Genomic DNA, 21,974 nt, shown 5'->3' with positions numbered 1-21,974 from the left:
ATGCGGGCCGGCGCCTCACGGTCGCGCCTGCGGCCGACACAACGCCCGTTGTCTGCGGCTTCGCAGCGTGTCGACACGGTTGCTGCGCAAGGCGGCATGAAGAGCGCTTCTTGACCCACATCAAGAACGCCCGATCGACGCCTCGATCGGGCATCGACACCCGCATGAAACTCGGCTTTCCAAGGGTTTTGGAATCTGTTAGCGTCCCGTTCATCCGGACATTTGCAACAGCGCCACGGTGCGGCCGCCGTGGTGTGTCAATGCGCGCAGGAGGGGACATGACAACACCGACCGAACACGACGATCCCAATGAAGCCGTGCCGTGGATGCAACAGCTTCTGGACAGCCCGTTCATCCTGCTCACGCTGGGCGTGCTGATCCCGATGCTCGTCTACAACGTGTGGGGTGTCATCGACATCCTGCTCGTGCCCGTATCCAAGTAAGCGACAGGGGAACCACACATGAGCGCGATACTGCCTCCTGCGGAACGACTCTGGTACAAGCACCCCATCGATCGTGTCGAGGGCACCTGGCTCGCGATCGCCCTGACCTGGTGCATGATCCTGTTCTTCATGATGGTCGGCTGGCACATCTGGGGCAAACAGAACCTGTCCACCGAGACCTATCGCACCACGGCCGAGCAGTACATGGCCAAGGCGCAGGCCGCGACCGAGAAATACCAGGTTCGCACCGAGACCGATCAGGAAATCCCCGTGGTCGCGCCGCCGCCCGGCGCCGACGTCTACCTCGTCGCGCGCATGTGGTCGTTCTGGCCGATCATCGAGCTGGAGAAGGACAAGACCTACCGCCTGCACCTGAGTTCGCTCGACTACAACCATGGCTTCTCGCTGCAGCCGGCCAACATCAACATCCAGCTGGTGCCGGGGTTTGAGCACGTGGTCACGGTGACGCCGAACCAGTCGGGCACCTACGGACTCGTCTGCAACGAATACTGCGGTCTGGGCCATCACATGATGGTCAGCCGCCTGTACGTGAAATAAGGGGAATCCACATGGCTACCGTTGCGACCACCTATCGCACCTGCCCGCGCTCCGGGCTGCAGTTCGAACGCCAGGCCGAGTGGCTGATCAAGGCACATGCCTTCATGGGCGTGGTCTGGCTGCTCATCGGCGGCCTGCTTGCGCTCGGCGTCGTGCTCACGCGCTGGCCCGCCGTGCGCTGGCTGGAGGCTCCCACGTTCTACCAGGTGCTGACTGCGCATGGTCTGGACATGCTGATCTTCTGGATCATCTTCTTCGAGATCGCGGTCCTGCACTTCTGTTCCTCGACGCTGCTGCGCTGTCGCATCGCCACCCCCAAGCTCGCCTGGCTTGGTTTCGTGCTGATGGTGGTCGGCTCGATCGTCAACAACGTCGCCGTCTATCAGGGTGGCTCCAGCGTGATGATGACGAGCTACGTGCCGATGATGGCGGCACCGAGTTTCTACCTCGGCATCATCCTGTTCGCGGTCGGTGCGCTGATCGGTTGCGGCGTGTTCTTCGGCACGCTGGTGGTGGCGCGGCGCGAAAAGACTTATGAAGGCTCGATTCCGCTGGTCACGTTCGGTGCGATGACCGCGGCGATCATCGCCGTGTTCACGCTGTTGTCGGGCGCCCTCATCATCGTGCCGGCATGGCTGATGTCGATGGGCCTGATGAATGTCGATCCGCTGATCTACCGCACCGTGTGGTGGGCGCTCGGCCACTCGTCGCAGCAGATCAACGTCGCCACCCACGTCTCGGTGTGGTACCTGGTGGCCGCGGTCGTGCTCGGCGCCAAGCCGATGAGCGAGCGCGTGAGCCGCATGGCGTTCCTGCTCTACATCCTGTTCCTGCAGCTGGCCAGCGCGCACCACCTGCTCGCCGATCCGGGCGTGTCGACCGCGTGGAAGGTCGTCAACACGAGCTACTTCATGTACCTGGCAGTGCTCGCCTCGATGCTGCACGGCCTGACCGTGCCGGGCGCGATGGAAGTCGCGCAGCGGCAGAAGGGCTACACCAAGGGCCTGTTCGAGTGGTTGCGCAAGGCGCCATGGGGCAATCCGGTGTTCGCGGGCGTGTTCATCTCGATCATCGGCTTCGGCTTCCTCGGCGGCATCACCGGCGTGATGATGGGTACCGAGCAGCTCAACCTCATCATCCACAACACGATCTACGTGCCCGGTCATTTCCATGCGACCGTGGTGGTGGGCACCACGCTGACGTTCATGGCGCTGACCTTCTACCTGATCCCGGTGCTGTTCAAGCGCGAGATGATCGCGCCCAAGCTCGCGCAGTGGCAGCCCTACCTGTTCGGACTGTCGATGTACTTCTTCTGCCTCGTCATGATGGGAGCCGGAACCCTGGGCGTGTCACGCCGTCATTGGGACATGGCGTTCCAGGGCGCAGCGCTCGCCTATGAATGGCCCGGTGCGGCCTACCTCATGATGGGCCTGGTCGGCATCGGCGGCGTCGCCGCGATCGTTGGCGGCGCAGCCTTCATCTACATCACGGTGGGCTCGCTGCTGTGGGGCAAGAAGCTCGACGGCGGCGCGACCAGCGCGCAGTTCACGCCGGTCAAGCGCGCCGCTCCCGCGGTGGTGGCCGAAGGTTACGGCTCGTCGGGTTTCGCCGCGCCGGGTACCTTCGTGCTGGCCATGGTGTTCCTGGTCTCCTTCGTCCTGTACTACTTCATCAACTGGAAGTACCTGTCGACGCTGTGGGGCCTGAGCTGAGCAAGATGCTGGAAGGCCGTGGGTGCAGCGCACCCACGGCCATGCAGGCCGCAGGCGGCCTGCGAGGTGAGGCGGCGGTGACGCGGTCGATGGCGGACCTGGCCGCATGCAACAGCGAGTACGTGATGGGCATGTCGTGGGGCGTGAAGTGCTGATCGTGCCGGGCGTGATCGCTGCGCTGGCGATCATGGCGGTCGCGCCCATGCCGATGCGGGTGGCCACGCTGGCTGCGGCCGCGACCCGCGTCCCTGCCGGCAGCCACGCCGGCCGAGCTGTGCTTGCGCGACGGCTGCCGCACCTGGCCCGCCTGTTGGCGCTGACCCTGCTGGGTGCGAGCGGCAGCCTGCTGGCGGCCGATACGAGTGGTCGCAGCCTGGCCGGCGCCCCCGCCCTCGACGAACAGGCCGCGATCCGCAACGCGCTCGCCGCGGTCGGCAAACACGTGCCCGACATCGAGTTGCGTGACCGCCGCAACCAGCCGCTGCGCCTGTCTGCCTATCGCGGCAAGCCGCTGCTGGTCAGCTTCATCTACACCGGCTGCTTCCAGGTCTGCCCGACCCAGACCCGCACGCTGTACCAGGCGGTCAAGGGCCTCGACCGCATGCTCGGCGAGAATCAGTTCAACGTCGTCAGCATCGGCTTCAACCAGCCGTTCGATTCGCCCGGTGCGATGCAGGCCTTCGCCGCGCAACATGGCATCAACTACCGCAACTGGGAGTTCCTCAGCCCCGCCGCCGGCGATGTCGATGCGCTCACGCGCGCGTTCGGCTTCAGCTGGGCGCCGACACCGGCCGGATTCGACCATGTGCTCGGCGTCACCGTCGTCGACGGCGAGGGGCGCATCAGCGCCCAGGTGCTCGGTGACGGCGTCACCGCCGAGCAGCTCGGCTCGCCCTTGCGCCAGTTGCTGCTGTGGGAGCCACAGGCCAAGCCGACGACGCTCGGCGAGATGTTCGAGCGCGTGCGCATCCTGTGCACGGTCTACGATGCCGAGACCGGCCAGTACCGCTACGACTACAAGCTCATCTTCGAGATCGCCGGCGGCGTGCTGTTCTTCTTCAGCGTGTTCGTCTACTTCTTCCGTGAATGGCTCCGGCAGCGCCGCGAGCGACGCAAGCCATGCCCGCCGGTCAACACCGCTTCGGCATCCGGCAGCAAGGCCTGAGCATGTGGCGCGCGCTCGAGCGCGGCTTCGATGCCGCGTTCGGTGCCGCCTGCAATCCGTTGCGTCATCTCGGCGCGATCGGCTTCCTCGCCATCTGGCTGCTGCTCGCCAGCGGCGTGCTGCTGTACGCCGTCTACGACACCTCGGTGGCGGGGGCGTGGCGTTCGGTGACGGCACTCGAGACCTGGCCGCTCGCGAGCGGGCGGCTGCTGCGCGGCGTGCATCGTTACGCCACCGATGTGCTGGTGGTGGTGATCGCGCTGCATATCGTGCGCGAATGGCTGCACCGACATGAGCGCGGCGTGCGCCGCTTCCACTGGCTGACCGGGGTGCCGACGGTGGCGTTTGCGGCGATCAGCGCCGTGGGCGGCTTCTGGCTGGCGTGGGATCGGCTCGGCCAGTATTCGGCGCTGGCCAGCGCCGAATGGCTCGACGCCGTGCCGTTGCTGGGCGCGCCGTTTGCGCGCAATTTCCTTGCCCTCGACGCGGTCAGCGACCGGCTGTTTTCGCTGTTCATCTTCATCCACATCGGCGTGTCGCTGCTGCTGCTGTTCGGTTTGTGGTTCCATCTCCAGCGCCTGAGTCGCGCCGCGGTGATGCCGCCGCGCTCGCTCGCGCTGGGCGTGTCGCTGCTGCTGCTCGTGCTGGCGCTGGTGGCGCCCGTGCTGAGCCAGCCGCCGGCGGCCGCGCTGACCGAGCCGGTCGCACTGGACTGGTTCGTGCTGTGGCTGCATCCGCTCACCGATGCGTCCACGCGCGGCGTCACCTGGGCGCTGGTGGCTGGTGCGATGGCCTTGCTGGTGCTGGCGCCGTTCCTGCCGCAACCGGCGCGGCCGGCCGTGGCGGTGGTCGATCCGGCCAACTGCAGTGGCTGCGAACGCTGCTTCGACGACTGCCCGTATGCCGCGATCACGATGGTGCCGCATCCGCAGCCGCGGGTCGGGCGCCTGTTGGCGCAGGTCGACCCCGACCTGTGCGTGGCCTGCGGCATCTGCGCCGGGGCCTGCCCGTCGTCGACCCCGTTCCGCGGCGTGGAGACGCTGGTCAGCGGCATCGACATGCCGCAGCTCACGGTCGATGCATTGCGGCGCCGTCTGCGGCAAGATGTCGCAACCTCGACGGCCCGCGAGCCGCTGGTCATATTCACATGCGATCATGGCGCAAGCGCCAGCGCCGCGCTAAGCGAGGACACGAGCGTGCTTGGCCTGATCTGCGCCGGACAGCTTCCACCGAGCTTCATCGAGTATGCGTTGCGCGATGGCGCGGCCGGTGTGGTGGTGGCGACCTGCCGCGACGGCGGCTGCGAGTTTCGCCTCGGCGAGCGCTGGACCGCCGAGCGGCTGGCAGGCCGGCGCGAACCGCGCCTGCGCGCGCGCATGCCGCGCGAGCGGCTCGAGCGGGTGCAGGCCGGACCGGGTGACGAGGCGGCGCTGGCCGCAGCCGTGGCGCGCCTGCGCGAGCGCGTGCGGACCCTGTCGATTCCATCCAACTGATCCACGGTCCCTGGCGAACATGTCCGACACCCGACCCTCCACACCCCATGGCCTGTTCAGCTGGCTCGGCCAGCTCGTGCTGTACGGCCTGTTCGCGCTCGCCATCGGCGTGTTTTCGCAGTGGCCGCCCTACCATCCGCTCGGCGCCGAGCAGGCGCTGATCAAACTCAGTGTGTCGCACGTGGGCAAGCCGATCGGCGAATGCCGCAAGCTCAGCCAGGCCGAACTCGACAAGCTGCCGCCCAACATGCGCTTTCCCGAGCAGTGTCCGCGCGAACGCGCGCCGCTGACGATGCGCGTCGAACTCGATGGCAAGAGCGTGCTCGACCGCGTGGTGCCGCCGACCGGCCTGTCGAAGGATGGCGCCTCCTCGATCTACGAGCGCCTGGCGGTGCCGGCCGGCAACCACCATCTGGAAGTGAGCCTCAACGACGACGTGCGGCCAGGCGCCCAGACCTACACGCGCTCGGCCGATGTCACGCTGGCGCCGGGCCAGGTGCTGGTCGTCGATTTCGACGCCAACCAAGGCGCGATCGTCCTGCAATGAACGGCGAGGTAGCCATCGGCGCGGACCGGGCCGGGGCGTCGCCGCCGGAGGCATCGACGCTGCCCGCCAGCGCCGGCTATGTGTTGCCGGCGATCGACGCCGGCAACCGCCTGCTGGTGCAGGCCTGGCTCGGCCTTGCGCTGGCCGCGCTGCTCGGTTCGGGCGTGTTCGCGATCCTGCTCGTGCTGGCGCGCACGCCGGGCGTCAACGCCGTGTTGCCGACCGCCGACTTCTTCCGCATCGCGCTCGTCGTGCACGTGGACCTGTCGGTGCTGGTGTGGTTCGTCGCCATCGCCGGCATGTTGTGGAGCCTCAACCTGCGCCCGTTTGCGACGCCGCTGGGCCGCGCGGTGGCCGGCGCGCCGCTTGCGCTGTGCGCGCTGGGTTCGCTGGCGATGGGCGTGGCCGCCTTCGTCGATCCGGGCGAGGCGATCATGGCCAACTACATTCCCGTACTCGACAGCGCGGCTTTCCGCGGCGCGCTGTGGCTGTTCGGCGCCGGCAGCCTGCTGCTCGTGCTGCTCGGCCTCGCGCGTGGCCAACGGGTCGGCACGGCGGTCGATGGCAGCGCGGCGTTGCGCTTCGGCCTGCACGCCAGCGTGGTGGCCGGCGCAGTCGCGCTGCTCGCGTTCGGCTGGTCGCTGCTCGAGGTGCCGCGCGCATTGCCGGCCAAGGCCTACTACGAAATCCTGTTCTGGGGCGGCGGTCATGCGGTGCAGTTCACCTGGACCCTGCTCATGCTGGTGTCGTGGCTGGCATTGGCGCGCGCCTGCGGTGGGCGTGTGCCGCTCAGTCCGCGCGTGGTGCTGGTGCTGTTCGTGATCGCGCTCGGCGGTGTGTTCGTGACGCCGCTGGCCTACCTCATGCATGACGTGGCCTCGGTCGAGCATCGCGCGATGCACACCTGGGCCATGCGCATCGGCGGTGGCCTTGCCATCGCGCCGGTGGCGCTGGCCGCGCTCATCGCGGTGCTGCCGCTGCGCCAGTTGCCTGCCGAGCAGCGACCACTGCGGGCGGCACTGCTGGCGTCGATGCTGCTGTTCGTCGCGGGCGGCGTGATCGGCATCGGCATCCAGGGCAGCAACGTCAAGATTCCGGCGCATTACCACGGCTGCATCGTCGGCGTCACGCTCGCGCTCATGGGCGTGGTGTACTGGCTGCTGCCGCGCCTGGGGTTTGCCGCGCCACGTGGCCGCCTGGCCGTGACCCAGCCGTGGCTGTACGGCATCGGCCAGCTCCTGCACATCATCGGGCTGGTGTGGTCGGGCGGTTACGGCGTGCAGCGCAAGGTCGCCGGCAGCGAGCAGGTGCTGCGCAGCGCAGGCGAAGTGGCCGGCATGGGACTCATGGGCCTGGGTGGGCTGCTGGCGATCATCGGCGGCCTGCTGTTTGCACTGGTGGTGATCGGCGCGATGCGTGGTCGCCGGCGCGCACCCCAACCGGCGGAGAATCAGTGATGGTGGCGATTGTGCAGCGCGGCTTGCGCGCTGGTTTCATGGCGGTCGAGGCATTGTTCAATCGCGCCTTCGGCGATCGCATGAACCCGCTGTACCACCTCGGGCAGATCTGCTTCTACCTGTTCTGGATCCTCGGCGCGACCGGATTGATCCTGTACGCGTTCTTCAACACGAGCGTCACCGGCGCCTACGAATCGGTGGAGGCGATCAGCCACGGCGGCTGGGGCAGCGGCAACGTGCTGCGCAGCGTGCACCGCTATGCCTCCGACGCGATGGTGCTGCTGATGTTGCTGCACATGTTGCGCAACTTCGCCTTCGACCGCCTGCGCGGCTTCCGGGCGTTTTCGTGGGTCACCGGCGTCATGCTGCTATGGCTGGTCTACGTGGTCGGTGCCAACGGTTTCATGCTGCCGTGGGACCGCCTTGCGCAATACGTCACCCAGACCAGCTTCGAATGGCTCGACTGGCTGCCCGGCTTCGGCGGCCGCCTGATCCGCAATTTCATCCTGCCCGAGCACGTCAGCGACCGCCTGTTCTCGCTGCTCGTGTTCGTGCACATCGGCGTGTCGCTGGTGTTGCTGCTGCTGATGTGGGTGCACGTGCAGCGCGTACCCAAGGCCACCACCCAGCCGCCGCGGCCGCTGGCCACGGCGATGATGGGCATGCTCGTCGCGCTCGCGATCATCGCCCCGGTTGCCAGCCAGGGCATGGCCGACCTGCGCACCGAACCGACCACGCTGTCGTTGGACTGGTTCCTGCTCACGATCTTCCCGCTGATCCGCAACGGCCCGCTGTCGACCGTGTGGGCGATCGTGGTCGGCGCCTCGGTCTTCCTCTACGTGTTGCCGTGGCTCACGCTGCGGCGCGGCGGCAAGGTCGTCAACCAGCTCACGATCCATCCCGGCCCCGCGCGCGCGAGTGCGCGTGCCGGCGAGACCTTGCTCGACGCGGGCCTGCGCGCGGGCCTGACGTTGCCGTTCGACTGCCGCTCCGGTGGCTGTGGCGTGTGCCTGTGCACGGTTCTGGCCGGGCGCGTCGATCCGGGGCCCTATCAGGAAGCCACGCTCACTGCGGCAATGCGCGCGCGCGGCCAGGCACTCATGTGCTGCGCGGTGGCGCAGGAGGACGTCGAGTTCGAAGTCGAGGGCGTGATCTCGCTCACCGACGCGAGCGCGGGCGCGCCGCGCCGCTGGCAGGCCAGTGTGCAGCGCATGGAGCGACTGTCGGACGATCTCATGCGCCTGTTCGTCGCGCTGCCGGCGGGCGAGCACATCGAGTTCATCGCCGGCCAGTACATCAACATCATCCTCGATGACGGCGCCAAGCGTGCGTTCTCGTTCGCCAATGCGCCGCGTCCGCCCGGCGAACCCAGGCCCAGCGCGGGCGACGTGATCGAGCTGCACATCCGCCGCATTCCCGATGGCCGCTTCACCGGCCACGTGTTCACGGCGATGAAGGTGGGCGATCGGCTCGACTTCGAGGGGCCACTCGGCAACTTCGTGCTGCGCGACAGCGCGCGGCCGATCCTCATGCTCGCTGGCGCGACCGGCTTCGCGCCGATCAAGAGCATCCTCGAAGATGCATTCCGGCGCGGCGTCGGTCGTCCGATCGAGCTGTACTGGGGCGTGCGCGGCGCCGGTGACCTGTACCTGCAGGATCTCGTCGCGCGCTGGCAGGCCGAGCATGCCAATTTCCGCTACGTGCCCGTGCTGTCGGACCTTCCCGCCGATGACCCGTGGCCGGGCCGGCGCGGCTTCGTGCACGAGGCGTTGCTGGCCGACCATCCCGACCTGACCGGCTACGAGGTCTATGCCTGCGGCTCGACCCGCATGGTCGAGGCTGCCGTGCCGGACTTCCTTGCGCACGGGCTCGGCGAGCAGTTCTGCTTCTCCGACGCGTTCCAGCCGACCGCGCCGCCGCCACCGACCTGAGCGGCGGCCCGCCGCTCACGACGGCCGCCGGATGTGGCGGCGAGCGCGTTGCGCCGCTGGCGCGATCGTGCAGCATGCCGCGTCCATCCGCGCGGCTCGAATCGTCGAGTTTGCGACTGCGTCTGGAACCGCACCCTGAACATGCTTCCGCGGCGTCGCGCCGGCGCCGCCACGGCGGCGTAGCATGGCCGTGCTGGCTGCAGGTGCGCAGCTTGCCGCAGCGTTCGTTGCGATCGCGTGCACGCATGCACGCAGCTGGTCTGGAGAGGCCCATGGAGATTCGTGCCGAAGTCGGCGCCGGTGACCCCCGCGGCGACGCCGACGCGATCCTCGCGCGCCTCGACCGCATTCCGGTGTGGACGCTGCCGCGCAGCTATCTCGCGATCATCGGCGTCGGCTACTTCTTCACCTTTTTCGACATCGCCGACATCGGCTACGCGATGCCCGCGATCGCCACCGAGTTTGCGTTGTCGGGTTCGGAGGCGCTGTTCGTCGCGCTCGCACTCGGCCTGGTTGGCTACGTGGCCGGCTCGATCGTGATCGGCGCGATTGCCGATCGCGTTGGCCGCTATCGCACACTCATCGTCACGTTGACGCTGACCGCGCTGGGGTCGTTCCTCGACGCCACCGCCACCGGCATCGTCTCGCTGTCACTGTGGCGCTTCGTCACCGGCTTCGGCGTCGGTGCCGACCTCAATCTCGTGTCGACCTACATCGGTGAACTGGCGCCGGCCGGCAAACGCGGGCGCATCTCGAACCTGACCTTCCTCGTCGGCATCCTCGGCCAGGCCCTGACGCCATTCATCGCGTTGGCGCTGGTGCCCAATTACCCATGGGGCTGGCGGGCGCTGTTCGTCATCGGCGGCCTCATCGCCACGATCGGCGTGCTGGCGCGTTTCCACCTGCCCGAATCGCCGCGCTGGCTGGCCTTGCATGGCCGCCTTGCCGAAGCCGACGCGGTGGTACGGCGCATGGAGCAGGGCGCCGCCGCGCGCGGCATCGCCTTGCCGCCGCCGCAGCCGACCGCGGTATCGACCGAACGCCACGCTTTTCCGTTCCGCGCCCTGCTGCGGCCGCCGTATGGCGCCCGCCTCGCGCTGCTCGCTGCGATGTGGTTCTGCTGGTACATCGGCAACTATGGTTTTCTCGGCGATGCGGCCACCCTCATCGCCGCGCAGGGGTTTGCGGTCGGCAGTTCGCTGCTGTTCCTCGGCGTCGGCGCGCTCGGCTATCCGCTCGGGGCGCTGCTGATGGCGCTGGTGGCCGACCGCATCGAGCGCCGCATGCTGATCTTCGCCTCGACCGTGGTGTGGCTGGTGGGGATGCTGCTGATCGGCCTCAACAGCAACGAGGCGGTGCTGATCCTCGGGTCGTTCGTCGCCTCGCTGGCGCTCGGCCTGTATCTGCAGGTGGCCTACACCTACACAGCCGAACTGTTCCCGACGCGGGCGCGTTCGAGCGGCTTCGCACTCTCCGACGGCATCGGCCATACCGGCGGCGCGCTCGGCGCACTGGCCTTGCCGGGCCTCATCGGCGCGACCTCGTTCTTCACCGGATTCCTCGGCATCGGCCTGACCGGACTGCTTGCCGGCCTCATCGCGCTGGCCGGCCCGCGTACCAGCGGCCGGCGTCTGGAAGAGGTGTCGTCCTGACGCGCCCGCTAGGGCGTGGTCTCGAAGCCATCGCCGAAGATGCGGTCGTTGCCGACCTGCACGGCGCCGCTGGCGATGGCGAGAGCGAGTGCGAGATCGTTGCCGCTGATCGCGCCATTCTCGTCGACGTCGAGATACAGCGACACGAGCAGGTCGTAGCTGCCGGCCGGCGCGCTGGCCGGCACGCTGAAGCTGCGGCCGATCGCCTGCGTGCCAGTGGCGAGCACGAGCGGCGCATCGTGCGCGCTGTCGTCGAGATAGCCGACGCCGCTGCGGTAGAGGCTTGCGCCGATCAGCAGGTGGGCATGACTCGCACCGGCGCTGTTGCCGGCGCTGGCGCTGATCTGCAAGGTCGCGCCCGCTGCGACCGTGGCCGGTGTCGCGCTGAGGCCGGTCAGGGTCAGCGGCGAGGTCATGACGGCGGTGCGCAAGTTGCTGCCGGCGCCGTTGTCGTTGAAGTAGTGATCGACGATCCAGCGCCACAGTGGCGGCGTGGCCGCAATCGCCCAGCGCTGCGTACCCCATTGCGACATGCCGCGGCCATGGCCGAAGCAGCCGCGGCCGGCGCCGACGCTGTCGGCGAGACACGGCCAGCCATTGGCCGGCGAGCCGGCGTAGCCGTCGCCGCAGGACAGGTCATTGTTGCTGCACGGCAGGCCGTCGTTGGGATCATCCCAACTGTTGTTTTCGGCCGAGTATTCGGCCGCGGCGGCTTCGCTGCCGCCGCGCGTGAGCAGCAGGCCGGGCGTGCGCGCGATCGCGTTGTCGGTACTGCTGTGGGTGTCGCCATTGTTGACCTGGCAACAGGCGTTGGAACAGATGTCGAAGCTCGGGCGGATCGGGTGTGCCACACGCCAGGCGCCGTAGCTGCGGTAAGCGACGCTGCCCGCGCGCAGGCTCTGCGTGTTCCAGCTCGAGATCCATTCGTTGTCGAGGCCACGCCGCACATAGGTCTCCAGCGGCAACACGCAGGTGTGGGTGCAGGACGCGGTGCAACACGACTGCGTGCAGGCGGCATCGGCATAGCCGACCCGGATCGACGTCGGTGGCACCAGTCCGGGCGCGACCAGCGTGCCGATCGGCGTTGCCTCGCGCAGCAGCGGCAGCATCGCAGCGCCGGCGTCGCCGGTGCTGCGCGCGCCGCGGTCGAGCGCGCCGACGTCCTCGTGCAGTTGCGCGGGCATGCCGGCGCCGAGCGCGAGCAGCAGGCGTGTCACGCCGTTGCTGCAGACGATGCCGCTGCGCTGCTGTTCGCCGACGCCGCTGGCGTGCACGTGCAGGCTCGAACGTGCGTCCGCGTTGGCGGTGCAAGGCGCCAGCTCGAGTTCGAAGTAACCGGCGGCATCGCTGCGCGTGCTGCGCCCCTCGATCGTCAGCGTGGCGCCGGCCAGCGGCGAGCCGTCGGCGGCGCGGCGCACGTAGCCCTGCAGCCAGCGCAGATCGTCGCGCGTCGCCGCCCGTGTCGTCAGGCGCGTGAAGGCCGCGGGTTCGGCGAGCGGATCGAGCAGCAGCGTGAGCGGCCCTGCCGCCGGGTCGAGCGCGAAGGACAGCGTGTGGTGGCCGGCTGCCGTGGCCGTCGCCGTCACGCGCTGCGTCGGCGCCGCGATCGCGCGCAGCGCGCCGTCGATGCGTGCAACGTGCGCACCGCCGTCGTCGTAGCTCAGCGTCGCCGCGAGCGGCGCGCCCGTCAGCGCATCGCGAGCGGCCAGTTCCACCGCCGGCAATGCCGGGGTCAGCGTCAGTCCGGCGCCGAGCAGCAGGAGCCGGTGCAAGGTCGTGGCGTGCATGTGTCCTCCCCGATGTGGCCAACGATACACGTCCCCACGTGCAATGCCATGCCGCGGCGGTCAGTGGTCGGTTCCGGCGCCGCCGCCGGCCTCGGCGCACGCCGGGCTAAACCTTTCCGCGCCGAGTCGCGTCTCACCACCGGTTCGCCACGGAGATCCGCCCATGCGCCAGCTTGCCATTGCCTGCCTGCTCTTCCTCGCCCTGCCGCTCGGCGCCGCCGCGACCGAATGTCGCTTCTCGGCGCAGCGTGACTTCGATGTCGATGCCGCCGCGCTCAAGACGCTGGCGCTGGACCTGGCCGCGAGCGATGTCTGGGTCGAAGGCGTGCCCGGGCTCGACAAGGTCGAGGTGCGTGCCCGCGCCTGCGCCTCGCGCCAGGACTGGCTCGAGGCACTGACCGTGGAGCACGCGGTCGCGGCCGATCGCCTCACGGTGACGCCGAAGGGGCGCGACGCCAGCGTCAACATCAGTCTGCTCGGGTCGAGCTATGCCTGGATCGAGCTGCGCATTCGCGTGCCGCAGCGGCTGGCGGTGGCGGTCACGACCGGCGCCGGCGACGCCGACGTGCGCAAGGTGGCCGCACTCGAGTTCAAGTCGGGGTCGGGCGACCTGCAGGTGCACGACATCGCCGGTGCAGTCGTGCTGGCGCTGGGTTCGGCCGACGCCAGCGGCGCCAATATCGGCTCGCTGGAGTTGCGCGCGGTGGCCTCGGGCGATGTGGACCTGCGCCAGATCCGCGGCGATGCAAAGCTCGGCCCGATCGGCTCGGGCGACGTGGTGCTCGACGGCGTCGGCGGCAAGGTCAGCGCCGAGAGCGTCGGCTCGGGCGATCTCGAACTCACGCACGTGACCGGCGACGTGCAGCTCGAGTCGATCGGTTCGGGCGACCTGCGCGTGCGTGATGTCGGCGGCAACCTGCGCGTGGCGCGCCATGGCTCGGGCGACATCGACTATCGCGACGTGCGCGGCAAGGTCGAGCTGCCTGGCCTCAATGACGAGTAGGCCGACGCGGCCCGTTGCATCGCGGAGCGGTGCGTTGCGCCAAGCAGCCAGATGGCATCGCGGCTGAAGCCGCGATGCTGGCGGTGCCCCCGCCGCTGCCCATCCGGGTCCGAGGCCGCGACTCGACCCGCGCGTGAGCGCAGCGCGCTCGCCTTCGGCCCACACGCCTGCGACTCAGCCCTTGCCATCGGCCCGCTTGGACCGCTGCCCGCAACGCGGGCGCAGGCCATGGCGGTAGCCAAGGCCGTGACCGGGGAGAGTGTCGCGCGTGCCGCCGCGGCGCGTGTCTGCGCCGCTCAGCGCGGTCGGCACGAGATCCCTCTTCCGCTTGGCGGCCAAAGCGTGCAGCGAGGGTGCACGCAACCACGTCGCGCTGCATGGCGCCCACGGGTTGTCGTGCCGTGACGCCAACCGGTACGAGCGCCTGTTCCCCGGCGCGCGGGCGCGGCTCGGCGCTGGCCTCGCGATCCGCGGCGGCGTGCCGGTGATCTTTCCGCGGTCCGGTGCGCGGACCGCTCGGCAAGCGTGACTTGGCGCGGTGGGGTTCGTGGCTTTGCCTCGATCCACACCATGACGCAGTCGCGTTCGAACCCACCGGCGCCGGCAGCAATTTGCGTGGCCGCACGCATTCGCGCGGCGCCTGCACGTTGCGCCCGCGCCGCGCCGCCGCTGTAATGCACGGCTTTCCCGACACCGGAACCTCCGCAATGGCCATCCTCCGCATGAGCGAGCTCGACCTCGCCGGCAAGCGCGTCCTGATCCGTGAAGACCTCAACGTGCCGATCGAGCGCGGCGCCGACGGCAGCGAACACATCACCTCCGAGGCGCGCATCCTCGCCGCGCTGCCGACGCTGCGCCTCGCGCTCGAGCGCGGCGCCGCGGTGATGGTGATGTCGCACCTGGGTCGTCCGAAGGAGGGCGTGTGGAGCGTCGAGGATTCGCTCGCCCCGGTCGCGCGGCGGCTCGGCGAACTGCTCGGGCGCGAGGTGCCGCTGCTGCGCGACTGGCTCGACGGCGTCGACGTGGCGCCGGGCCAGCTCGTGCTGCTCGAGAACTGCCGCATGAATATCGGCGAGGGCAAGGACGATCCCGTGCTTGCACGCAAGTACGCCGCGCTCTGCGACGTCTACGTGATGGACGCGTTCGGTACCGCCCACCGTGCCCAGGCCTCCACCCACGGCGCGATCCGCGAGGCGCGAGTGGCTGCCGGCGGTCCGCTGCTGATGGCCGAGCTCGATGCGCTGGCGAAGGCACTCGAGCATCCGGCGCGGCCGCTGGTCGCGATCGTCGCGGGCTCGAAGGTGTCGACCAAGCTCACCCTGCTCGACAGTCTCGTCGCCAAGGTCGACCAGCTCATCGTCGGCGGCGGCATCGCCAACACCTTCATCGCCGCCTGCGGCCACGAGGTCGGCAAGTCGCTGGTGGAACCCGATCTCCTCGACACCGCACGCAGGATCATGGCCGCGGCCAAGGCCCGCGGCGCCGAGGTGCCGGTGCCGATCGACGTCGTGGTGGCGGGATCCTTCGCCGCCGATGCACCTGCCACGGTCAAGCCAGTCGAAGCCGTCGCGGCGGACGACATGATCCTCGACATCGGCCCGGCCACCGCGCAGCGCTACGCGCAGCTCATCGCCGCGGCCGGCAGCGTGGTGTGGAACGGGCCGGTCGGCGTGTTCGAGTTCGATGCCTTCGGCAACGGCACGCGCACCTTGGCGCAGGCGATCGCCGACTCGCCGGCGTTCTCGATCGCGGGCGGCGGCGACACGCTGGCCGCCATCGAGAAGTACGGCGTCGCCGAGCGCGTGTCCTACATCTCCACCGGCGGCGGCGCGTTCCTCGAGTTCCTCGAAGGCAAGGAGTTGCCGGCCGTGGCCGCGCTCAAGGCGCGCGCGTGAGGCTGGTGCTGTTCGATCTCGATGGCACGCTGATCGACTCCGAGACCGGCATCGTCAACTGCATCGGGCACGCGCTGCGCACGCTCGGCGCGGCGATCCCGCCGCGAGCGCAATTGCGCGACTGGATCGGTCCGCCGCTGCGCGCGACCTTGCCGCGCGTGCTCGGCGACGATGCCGCAACGGTCGAGCGCGCGGTCGCGCTGTACCGCGAGCGCTTCGCCACGCTGGGCTGGCGTGAGCATGAGGTGTATGCGGGCGTCGGCGCCGCCATTGGTGCGCTGGCGACGAGCGGTGCGCAGCTCGCGGTGGTCACGAGCAAGCCCGACACCTATGCCGCACGCATCGTCGCCAGCCTGCCGTTCGGCGCCCACTTCGCGCATACCTATGCGCCGGCGGCCGACAGCGCGCATTGCGACAAGGACGGCATGATCGCGCGGGCGCTGGCTGACTTCGGCGTCGCCGCCGCGCAGGCGGCGATGGTTGGCGACCGCAGCTTCGACATGCGCGGCGCGCGCGCCAATGGCGTGCGCGCGATCGGTGCGGGGTGGGGCTTCGGCAGTCGTGAGGAACTGACCGGTGCCGGCGCCGACGCGATCGCGGCCGCCCCGGACGAACTGGTCGCGCTGCTGCTGCATTGAGCGATCTTCACCGCCGCAGCGTGGTGGTCGCGCGCGTGGCCTGCACGAAGCGCAGCGTGAAAGCCAATGGCTGCAGGCCGGTGACCGAGTGGCAGATCGGCGAGGCCGAGCCGGTGCTGACCGCGCACGGCGTGTCGCGGTCGAGCGACCAGTAGTGCACGCCGGCAAGGCCGTTGCTGCGCGCCCAGGCGGAGAGCGTGTCGACATCGGCGAGCGTGAATGTTTCGCTGACCACGTCGTTGAGGCCGATCATCGGCGTGAGCTCGATCCTGTCGAGCGGCACGCCGTAGGTGTGCGCGAGGTTCTGCGCGGCCTGGATCGCCGAGGCACCCATGTCGCAGATGCCGCCCGATACCACGCACACCGCCGGGCCCGCCGCGCCGTAGTCCATGACCATGAGGTTGATCGTGTAGTTGCTGAGTCCCGCGCCGAGCACCGCGCGCACCACGGCATCGCCGGTCGCGTTGACGCCGCCGTGGCTGCCATCGGAAGCCGCCAGCGTGGCAAGCGTGAACGAGAAGCGCAGGCCCGGATGCGTGGCCTCGGCGCCGGCGGCGGCATCGACCAGCGCCTGCAGTTGTGCCGGCGTCTGGCCCGCCTCGATGTCGAAGTCGATGCCGCGCAGCTGTGGGCTGGCGTAGCGCGCGATGAACTGGTTGAGCCCGGCGCTGCTCGCGCAGGTGAAGGCGCCCGCCGCACCGCCGGTGGAAATCACGTAATCGATGCCCGCGTTGGCGAGCGCGGGGATGTTGGCATCGGCGAAGGCCTGCGCGCCGACGCCGCCCCAGTTCTCGCTGCCGCATTCGCCGGTTGCGAAGGCGAGCGTGACCGCGTGCAGGTCGGGCACATGCTGCGGCAGCAGGCCGCCGCTGCCGACCAGCGGGATCGGACTGCCGAGCACGGCCGTGCGCATTCGGTTGCTGTTCCAGTCCATGTTGATCGTGGCGTCCTTGTACGGGCTGAACAGGAAGCCCTCGCGCACGCCATCGAAACCGTTGGCGAAGATCGGGTCGATGCCCGACGGCGGACCGCCGCCACCGTCGCCCGCGCACGCGCCTTGCGCAGTCCACGGCTGCGCCGAGCCGGGCGGGCCATTGTGGCTTGCCGGTTCATCGCCTTGCGTCCACCAGTTGGCGAGGTAGTTGATGTGGTCCTGACTGGCGAGATCGCCACCCACATACACGTGCGTGACATTCCATGCCGGTGCGCAGTCCGGCGACTGCTGGGCACCGGCGTGGTCGGCGCCGGCGAGGCCACACAACGAAAGCGCCGCGCACGCGGCGGCGCGCAGTGAAGCGGTCGATGCCATGACAGGGGACCCTTGAGCGGACGAGCAACGCAATGCTCACCCGATCGCAGCCGTCCTGTCGATGGCCGCCAAACGGAAATGTGCGCTGCCGCAACAAGAACGTCGCAAGGGTGCCGCGTGTCGCGATATGAGCATTGCGCATATCGCGACGTGGCGCGCGCCGCGCCGGCGCGCAGCAGCGCAATCACACGAGCTTGATCGTCACCTCGACGTTGCCGCGCGTGGCATGCGAATACGGGCAGATGTCACGGTGCGCGGTGTCGACGAGGCCTTGCGCGATCTTGTGGTCGAGGCCGGGCAGGTGGACGTCGAGCTGCACCGCGATGCCGAAACCGGTCGGCTCACGCGGACCGATGCCGACATGGGCGGTGACACTGGTATCGGCCGGCACCGCGACCTTCTGCTGGCTGGCGACGAGGCGCACGGCGCCTTCGAAGCAGGCGGCATAACCCGAGGCGAACAGTTGCTCGGGGTTGCTCGCGTGTCCACCCGGGCCGCCCATTTCCTTGGGTACCTTGAGGTCGATATCGACGACGCCATCGCTGCTCTTGACGTGGCCGGCGCGGCCGCCCTTGGCGGTCGAGGTGGCAGTGTAGAGGACTTTGCTGAGTTTCATGGATTGTCTCCTTCGGGTTCGCTCGCGAGCGAGCGGGTGAGTTGGGCGAGGTTGTTGCGCAGGCGGCCCAACGTGGTGGCGCTCATGCCGGCGCGCGCGAGCAGGCACTGTGGAATCGGCCGCGCCCTGGCGTGCAGCGCGCGTCCGGCGCGCGTGAGGCGGATCTCCACTTCGCGTTCGTCGCTTTGGCGGCGCTCGCGCGTGACCAGGCCGGCGGCCTCCATGCGCTTGAGCAGCGGCGTCAGCGTGCCCGAGTCGAGCGCGAGGCGCTGGCCCAGCTCGCCCACGCTGCGACCGTCGTCCTGCCACAGCACGAGCAGGACCAGGTACTGGGGATAAGTCAGGCCCAGCGGTTCGAGCAGTGGCCGGTACGCCGCGGTCATCGCGCGCGAGGCCGCATACAGCGCGAAGCAGAGCTGCTCATCGAGCAGCAGGGAGGCATTGGGCGTGGTCACACTCGCCATTGCAGCAGCAAATGGAATGTGACACAACTGAATTGTGCACAATCAGATTGTCGATATCGTCGGTGTTCAGGTGCGTGCCCACTGCCACGGCCGCGGCACCGACCGCGCCGGCCGCGCGCTCGCGTATGATCGGGCCCTCAATCCGCGTGAAGGGACTGTCCGGTGACCGAGCAACTGCGCCGCACCAAGATCATTGCCACGTTGGGCCCGGCCACCGATGCACCCGGCGCGTTGCGCCAGATCCTCGTCGAGGGGGTCAATGTGGTGCGCCTGAACCTTTCGCACGGTACGGCCGACGACCATCGTGCACGTGCCGCGGCGGTGCGTGCGGCGGCGCAGGAACTTGGCATCGAGGTCGGCATCCTCGCCGATCTGCAGGGACCCAAGATCCGCATCGAACACTTCGCTGCCGGTGCCGTCGAACTCGCGGCGGGCGCGCCATTCAGCCTCGACTGCCGCGCCGACGCCGCGCCCGGCGACGCCGGTCGCATCGGCGTGTCGTACCTTGACCTGTGGCGCGACGTGAAGCCCGGCGACGTGCTGCTGCTCGACGACGGCCTGGTCTCGCTCGAGGTGGTCGGCGTTGCCGAGGCCCGCGTCGACTGCGTGGTGCTGGCCGGCGGGCGCCTGTCCGACCGCAAGGGCATCAACCGTCTCGGTGGTGGCCTGACCGTGGCGGCGCTGTCGGACAAGGACCGCGCCGACATCCGCCTCGCGGCGGCGATGGAGGTCGATTTCCTCGCCGTGTCGTTCGTCAAGACCGCTGCCGACATCGAACAGGCGCGGCGCCTGCTGCACGAGGCCGGTGGCGACGCCGCACTGGTGGCCAAGATCGAGCGCGCCGAGGCGATCGACAACCTGAGCGAGATCGTCGCCGCGGCCGATGCGGTGATGGTGGCGCGTGGCGATCTGGGCGTGGAGATCGGCGATGCCGAACTGCCGGGCCTGCAGAAGAAGATCATCCGCGAAGCGCTGCGCCAGAGCGGCATCGTCATCACCGCCACGCAAATGATGCAGTCGATGGTGGAGTCGCCGATCCCGACCCGCGCTGAAGTGCTCGACGTGGCCAACGCGGTGATCGATGGCACCGACGCGGTGATGCTGTCGCAGGAAACCGCCGCCGGCAAACATCCGGCGCTGGCGGTGGCGGCGATGCGCCGCGTCTGTCTCGGTGCCGAGCGCCAGTTCGAGCCGGTCGAGGATCTCGGTCCGGGTGCGCACCGGCTCGATCGCACCGATCAGGCGATCGCGCTGGCGGCGATGTTCCTCGCCGACCGCATCCGCGTGCGCGCGATCGTGGCGCTGACCGAATCGGGCGCCACCGCGCAGTGGCTGTCGCGCTTCCGATCGACGGTGCCGATCTATGCGTTGTCGCGCAACGCCGCCGCGCGCCGCCGCATGTTGCTGTACCGCGACGTCAACCCGGTCGACTTCGATGCACGCGGGGCGGGCCCGACCCAGGCCGTGCGCGAGGCGCTGGCGCACCTGTTCCGGCTCGGTCACCTGGCCGCCGGCGACCGCGTGCTGGTCACCACGGGCGACCATACCGGGCGCCTGGGCGGCACCAATACGCTCAAGCTGCTCGCGCTCGGCGCCGACGGCATCACCGAGGGCCTGCAGGACCTGTAGCGCGCGGGGCTCGGCGCGCTGGCAAAACCGGCCGCATGCGCGCGGTTGCCGCCCGTTCACGCAAGGCGGGCCTTGCGGGGGCGCCGCGCGGCGCAATCAGCGCACGGATCCGCCCGTGGTGGCCTGTCGCGCGCCGCAGGCGACCGCCGCCTGTTCGTCGCCGATCGATCGCGCCGCCCGGCGCGGGAGCCTAGAATGGCCGCAGCGCCATCGTCGGCGATCCCAGGAGTCCATCATGAAGCGTCCCGCCCTTGCCATTCTGGCCCTGGCCCTGAGTGCCACTGCCGCCGCGCAGTCGGTCGATGCACCCAAGGTGGTCGCGCCCGGCAAGCTCGCCAGCTACTGGGCCCTGCTCAACGATTCGGTCGAGGCCGACGTGCCGAACATCGCCAAGAACATCAACGTCCCCGGCTGCGCAACGGTATCGTTCGTGGTCGAGAAGAATGGCACCACGAGCCAGGTCAAGGTGCAGCGTGTGGTGCCGGCCGGTGACCTCGTGCGCGTGGCCGAGAGCATGGGCAAGCATCTGCGCTTCGAACCGACGGTCGCCAACGCCGAGCGCAGTCGCGTGTTCAGCTGGCTGATCTTTCCGTTCAATGCACCGGCCGATGCCAGCGCGCGCAGCGCGATGATGCAGCCCTGCGCGATCGAGCGCCTGGAGTGGAAGGATCGCTGATGCCATGAGAGCGGCCGCCGCGAGCCCTGCCGCCGCGCCACTGTCATCGTGGGGGCGCTGATGGATTTTCGCGTCTGCGGCGACTGTGGCGCGATCGCCTCTGGCCACGAAACGACCTGCGGCCAGTGTGGTGGTGAGATCGCCAATGCCGACGCTGCGATCTTCATCGGCCGGACCTTCGGCAAGTACGAACTGCTCGATGTGATCGGCCGCGGCGGCATGGGCGTCGTGCTCAAGGGCCGCCATCGCACGCTCGATACCCTCGTTGCGGTCAAGCTGCTGCTGCCGGGGCTGGGCGATCCGGCGTTTGCCGAGCGCTTCCGCCGCGAGGCGCGGCTGCTGGCGAGCCTGCACCATCCCAACATCGTCGAAGTGCATGATTTCGACGTGGCGCCGGGCGGCTTGCCGTACTACGTCATGGAATACCTGCACGGCCAGTCGCTGGCCGCCGAGCTCGCCGCCGCGCCGCAGGGCCTGGGCTGGCCGCGCGTGCTGGCGATCGCGCGGCGCGTGGCCGATGCGCTCGAGGTCGCCCATGAGCATGGCATCGTCCATCGCGACCTCAAGCCCGAAAACATCTTCATTGCGCGCGACGGCTCGCGTGAGCACATCAAGCTGCTCGACTTCGGCATCGCCCGGCCGGTCGACGAGGACGATCCGGGGGCGTCGCTCACGCGCACGGGCCACGTCATCGGCACGCCACGCTATTTCGCACCCGAGCAGTTCTACGGCTATCCGGTGACGCCGGCGACCGACCAGTACGCACTCGCCCTGGTGGTGGCCGAGATGGCCAGCGGACAGCCGCTGCGCAGTGCGCAGTCGATGAGCGAGGTGACGCTCGATGGCGCCGGGCGTCTGGCCGACACGCTGGCGCCGCGACTGCCAGCCGATACGCCGCCAGCGATCATGGCCGCACTCGGGCGCGCGCTGGCCATCGATCCGGTGCAGCGCTTCGGCAGCGTGGCCGGCTTCGCCGCCGCGCTCACCGCCGCCGCGCCG

General features: G+C 69.3%; 19 protein-coding genes. 15 read left to right on the top strand and 4 right to left on the bottom strand.

The genetic code is table 11. The features are described 5' to 3' along the window. Positions 1 to 278: 278 nt before the first annotated feature. The 9 genes from KF903_RS06580 (at position 279) to KF903_RS06540 (ending at position 10,958) form a co-directional block, all read left to right on the top strand. Positions 279 to 443 carry a hypothetical protein gene (locus KF903_RS06580; protein WP_291212706.1) on the top strand — a complete coding sequence of 55 codons (165 nt, stop codon included), beginning with the start codon at positions 279 to 281 and terminating at the stop codon, positions 441 to 443. Positions 444 to 461: 18 nt separating this feature from the next. Then, the gene (locus KF903_RS06575; protein WP_291212704.1) at positions 462 to 1,001 is read left to right on the top strand and encodes a hypothetical protein; all 540 of its coding nucleotides are present in this window, start codon (positions 462 to 464) and stop codon (positions 999 to 1,001) included. Positions 1,002 to 1,012: 11 nt separating this feature from the next. Next, a complete protein-coding gene (locus KF903_RS06570; protein WP_291212701.1) occupies positions 1,013 to 2,713 on the top strand; it encodes a cbb3-type cytochrome c oxidase subunit I in 1,701 nt (566 codons plus the stop codon). A 106-nt stretch (positions 2,714 to 2,819) separates the two neighbouring features. Beyond that, positions 2,820 to 3,878 carry an SCO family protein gene (locus KF903_RS06565; protein WP_291212698.1) on the top strand — a complete coding sequence of 353 codons (1,059 nt, stop codon included), beginning with the start codon at positions 2,820 to 2,822 and terminating at the stop codon, positions 3,876 to 3,878. Continuing rightward, the gene (locus KF903_RS06560; protein ID WP_291212695.1) at positions 3,833 to 5,371 is read left to right on the top strand and encodes a hydrogenase iron-sulfur subunit; all 1,539 of its coding nucleotides are present in this window, start codon (positions 3,833 to 3,835) and stop codon (positions 5,369 to 5,371) included. The genes KF903_RS06565 and KF903_RS06560 overlap by 46 nt, the downstream gene beginning before the upstream one ends. Before the next feature lie 19 nt (positions 5,372 to 5,390). Beyond that, positions 5,391 to 5,918, top strand: coding sequence for a hypothetical protein (locus KF903_RS06555; RefSeq protein WP_291212693.1), 528 nt, complete (start codon positions 5,391 to 5,393; stop codon positions 5,916 to 5,918). Continuing rightward, the gene (locus KF903_RS06550; RefSeq protein WP_291212690.1) at positions 5,915 to 7,375 is read left to right on the top strand and encodes a cbb3-type cytochrome c oxidase subunit I; all 1,461 of its coding nucleotides are present in this window, start codon (positions 5,915 to 5,917) and stop codon (positions 7,373 to 7,375) included. The genes KF903_RS06555 and KF903_RS06550 overlap by 4 nt, the downstream gene beginning before the upstream one ends. Continuing rightward, the gene (locus KF903_RS06545) at positions 7,375 to 9,306 is read left to right on the top strand and encodes a 2Fe-2S iron-sulfur cluster-binding protein (RefSeq protein ID WP_291212687.1); all 1,932 of its coding nucleotides are present in this window, start codon (positions 7,375 to 7,377) and stop codon (positions 9,304 to 9,306) included. Before KF903_RS06550 ends, KF903_RS06545 begins: the two co-directional genes overlap by 1 nt. Positions 9,307 to 9,578: 272 nt before the next feature. Then, entirely contained in the window at positions 9,579 to 10,958 is a 1,380-nt protein-coding gene (locus tag KF903_RS06540) for an MFS transporter (protein ID WP_291212684.1), read from the top strand. Positions 10,959 to 10,966: 8 nt separating this feature from the next. On the opposite strand, the gene KF903_RS06535 is transcribed toward KF903_RS06540, so the two are convergent. After that, entirely contained in the window at positions 10,967 to 12,745 is a 1,779-nt protein-coding gene (locus KF903_RS06535; RefSeq protein ID WP_291212681.1) for a SpoIID/LytB domain-containing protein, read from the bottom strand. A gap of 163 nt (positions 12,746 to 12,908) precedes the next feature. Here KF903_RS06535 and KF903_RS06530 point away from each other — a divergent pair, with 163 nt between their 5' ends. The 3 genes from KF903_RS06530 to KF903_RS06520 all read left to right on the top strand — a co-directional run bounded on the left by KF903_RS06530 (position 12,909) and on the right by KF903_RS06520 (position 16,281). Continuing rightward, on the top strand, positions 12,909 to 13,748 hold the full coding sequence (locus tag KF903_RS06530; RefSeq protein ID WP_291212678.1) for a DUF4097 family beta strand repeat-containing protein: 840 nt from the start codon (positions 12,909 to 12,911) through the stop codon (positions 13,746 to 13,748). A gap of 707 nt (positions 13,749 to 14,455) precedes the next feature. Next, positions 14,456 to 15,643 (top strand): phosphoglycerate kinase, encoded by a 1,188-nt coding sequence (locus KF903_RS06525; RefSeq protein WP_291212675.1) that lies wholly within the window; start codon positions 14,456 to 14,458, stop codon positions 15,641 to 15,643. Then, entirely contained in the window at positions 15,640 to 16,281 is a 642-nt protein-coding gene (locus KF903_RS06520) for an HAD hydrolase-like protein (RefSeq protein ID WP_291212672.1), read from the top strand. Before KF903_RS06525 ends, KF903_RS06520 begins: the two co-directional genes overlap by 4 nt. Positions 16,282 to 16,288: 7 nt before the next feature. Here the strand turns inward: KF903_RS06520 and KF903_RS06515 are convergent, their stop codons facing one another. The 3 genes from KF903_RS06515 to KF903_RS06505 form a co-directional block, all read right to left on the bottom strand. Then, positions 16,289 to 17,590, bottom strand: coding sequence for a carbohydrate-binding protein (locus tag KF903_RS06515; RefSeq protein ID WP_291212669.1), 1,302 nt, complete (start codon positions 17,588 to 17,590; stop codon positions 16,289 to 16,291). Between the two features lie 184 nt (positions 17,591 to 17,774). Further along, positions 17,775 to 18,206 carry an organic hydroperoxide resistance protein gene (locus KF903_RS06510; protein WP_291212666.1) on the bottom strand — a complete coding sequence of 144 codons (432 nt, stop codon included), beginning with the start codon at positions 18,204 to 18,206 and terminating at the stop codon, positions 17,775 to 17,777. After that, positions 18,203 to 18,670, bottom strand: coding sequence for a MarR family transcriptional regulator (locus tag KF903_RS06505; protein WP_291212665.1), 468 nt, complete (start codon positions 18,668 to 18,670; stop codon positions 18,203 to 18,205). The genes KF903_RS06510 and KF903_RS06505 overlap by 4 nt, the downstream gene beginning before the upstream one ends. A gap of 162 nt (positions 18,671 to 18,832) precedes the next feature. Here KF903_RS06505 and pyk point away from each other — a divergent pair, with 162 nt between their 5' ends. From pyk to KF903_RS06490, 3 genes are all read left to right on the top strand, one after another. After that, on the top strand, positions 18,833 to 20,299 hold the full coding sequence (pyk, locus tag KF903_RS06500; protein WP_291212662.1) for a pyruvate kinase: 1,467 nt from the start codon (positions 18,833 to 18,835) through the stop codon (positions 20,297 to 20,299). A 235-nt stretch (positions 20,300 to 20,534) separates the two neighbouring features. Next, on the top strand, positions 20,535 to 20,975 hold the full coding sequence (locus tag KF903_RS06495) for an energy transducer TonB (RefSeq protein ID WP_291212659.1): 441 nt from the start codon (positions 20,535 to 20,537) through the stop codon (positions 20,973 to 20,975). 60 nt (positions 20,976 to 21,035) lie between these two features. Next, the coding region (locus KF903_RS06490; protein WP_291212656.1) for a serine/threonine-protein kinase at positions 21,036 to 21,974 on the top strand (939 nt) is incomplete at its 3' end.

It is taken from the genome of Dokdonella sp. (assembly GCF_019634845.1).
Taxonomy (GTDB): domain Bacteria; phylum Pseudomonadota; class Gammaproteobacteria; order Xanthomonadales; family Rhodanobacteraceae; genus Dokdonella_A.
This window is presented reverse-complemented; position numbering and strand designations above follow the sequence as displayed.

What these genes read in the sequence shown, in the direction of transcription:
- KF903_RS06580 (WP_291212706.1), top strand. Translation starts at nt 279, where the DNA reads ATGACAACACCGACCGAACACGACGATCCCAATGAAGCCGTGCCGTGG.
- KF903_RS06575 (WP_291212704.1), top strand. Translation starts at nt 462, where the DNA reads ATGAGCGCGATACTGCCTCCTGCGGAACGACTCTGGTACAAGCACCCC.
- KF903_RS06570 (WP_291212701.1), top strand. Translation starts at nt 1,013, where the DNA reads ATGGCTACCGTTGCGACCACCTATCGCACCTGCCCGCGCTCCGGGCTG.
- KF903_RS06565 (WP_291212698.1), top strand. Translation starts at nt 2,820, where the DNA reads ATGCAACAGCGAGTACGTGATGGGCATGTCGTGGGGCGTGAAGTGCTG.
- KF903_RS06560 (WP_291212695.1), top strand. Translation starts at nt 3,833, where the DNA reads ATGCCCGCCGGTCAACACCGCTTCGGCATCCGGCAGCAAGGCCTGAGC.
- KF903_RS06555 (WP_291212693.1), top strand. Translation starts at nt 5,391, where the DNA reads ATGTCCGACACCCGACCCTCCACACCCCATGGCCTGTTCAGCTGGCTC.
- KF903_RS06550 (WP_291212690.1), top strand. Translation starts at nt 5,915, where the DNA reads ATGAACGGCGAGGTAGCCATCGGCGCGGACCGGGCCGGGGCGTCGCCG.
- KF903_RS06545 (WP_291212687.1), top strand. Translation starts at nt 7,375, where the DNA reads ATGGTGGCGATTGTGCAGCGCGGCTTGCGCGCTGGTTTCATGGCGGTC.
- KF903_RS06540 (WP_291212684.1), top strand. Translation starts at nt 9,579, where the DNA reads ATGGAGATTCGTGCCGAAGTCGGCGCCGGTGACCCCCGCGGCGACGCC.
- KF903_RS06535 (WP_291212681.1), bottom strand. Translation starts at nt 12,745, where the DNA reads ATGCACGCCACGACCTTGCACCGGCTCCTGCTGCTCGGCGCCGGACTG.
- KF903_RS06530 (WP_291212678.1), top strand. Translation starts at nt 12,909, where the DNA reads ATGCGCCAGCTTGCCATTGCCTGCCTGCTCTTCCTCGCCCTGCCGCTC.
- KF903_RS06525 (WP_291212675.1), top strand. Translation starts at nt 14,456, where the DNA reads ATGGCCATCCTCCGCATGAGCGAGCTCGACCTCGCCGGCAAGCGCGTC.
- KF903_RS06515 (WP_291212669.1), bottom strand. Translation starts at nt 17,590, where the DNA reads ATGGCATCGACCGCTTCACTGCGCGCCGCCGCGTGCGCGGCGCTTTCG.
- KF903_RS06510 (WP_291212666.1), bottom strand. Translation starts at nt 18,206, where the DNA reads ATGAAACTCAGCAAAGTCCTCTACACTGCCACCTCGACCGCCAAGGGC.
- KF903_RS06505 (WP_291212665.1), bottom strand. Translation starts at nt 18,670, where the DNA reads ATGGCGAGTGTGACCACGCCCAATGCCTCCCTGCTGCTCGATGAGCAG.
- KF903_RS06495 (WP_291212659.1), top strand. Translation starts at nt 20,535, where the DNA reads ATGAAGCGTCCCGCCCTTGCCATTCTGGCCCTGGCCCTGAGTGCCACT.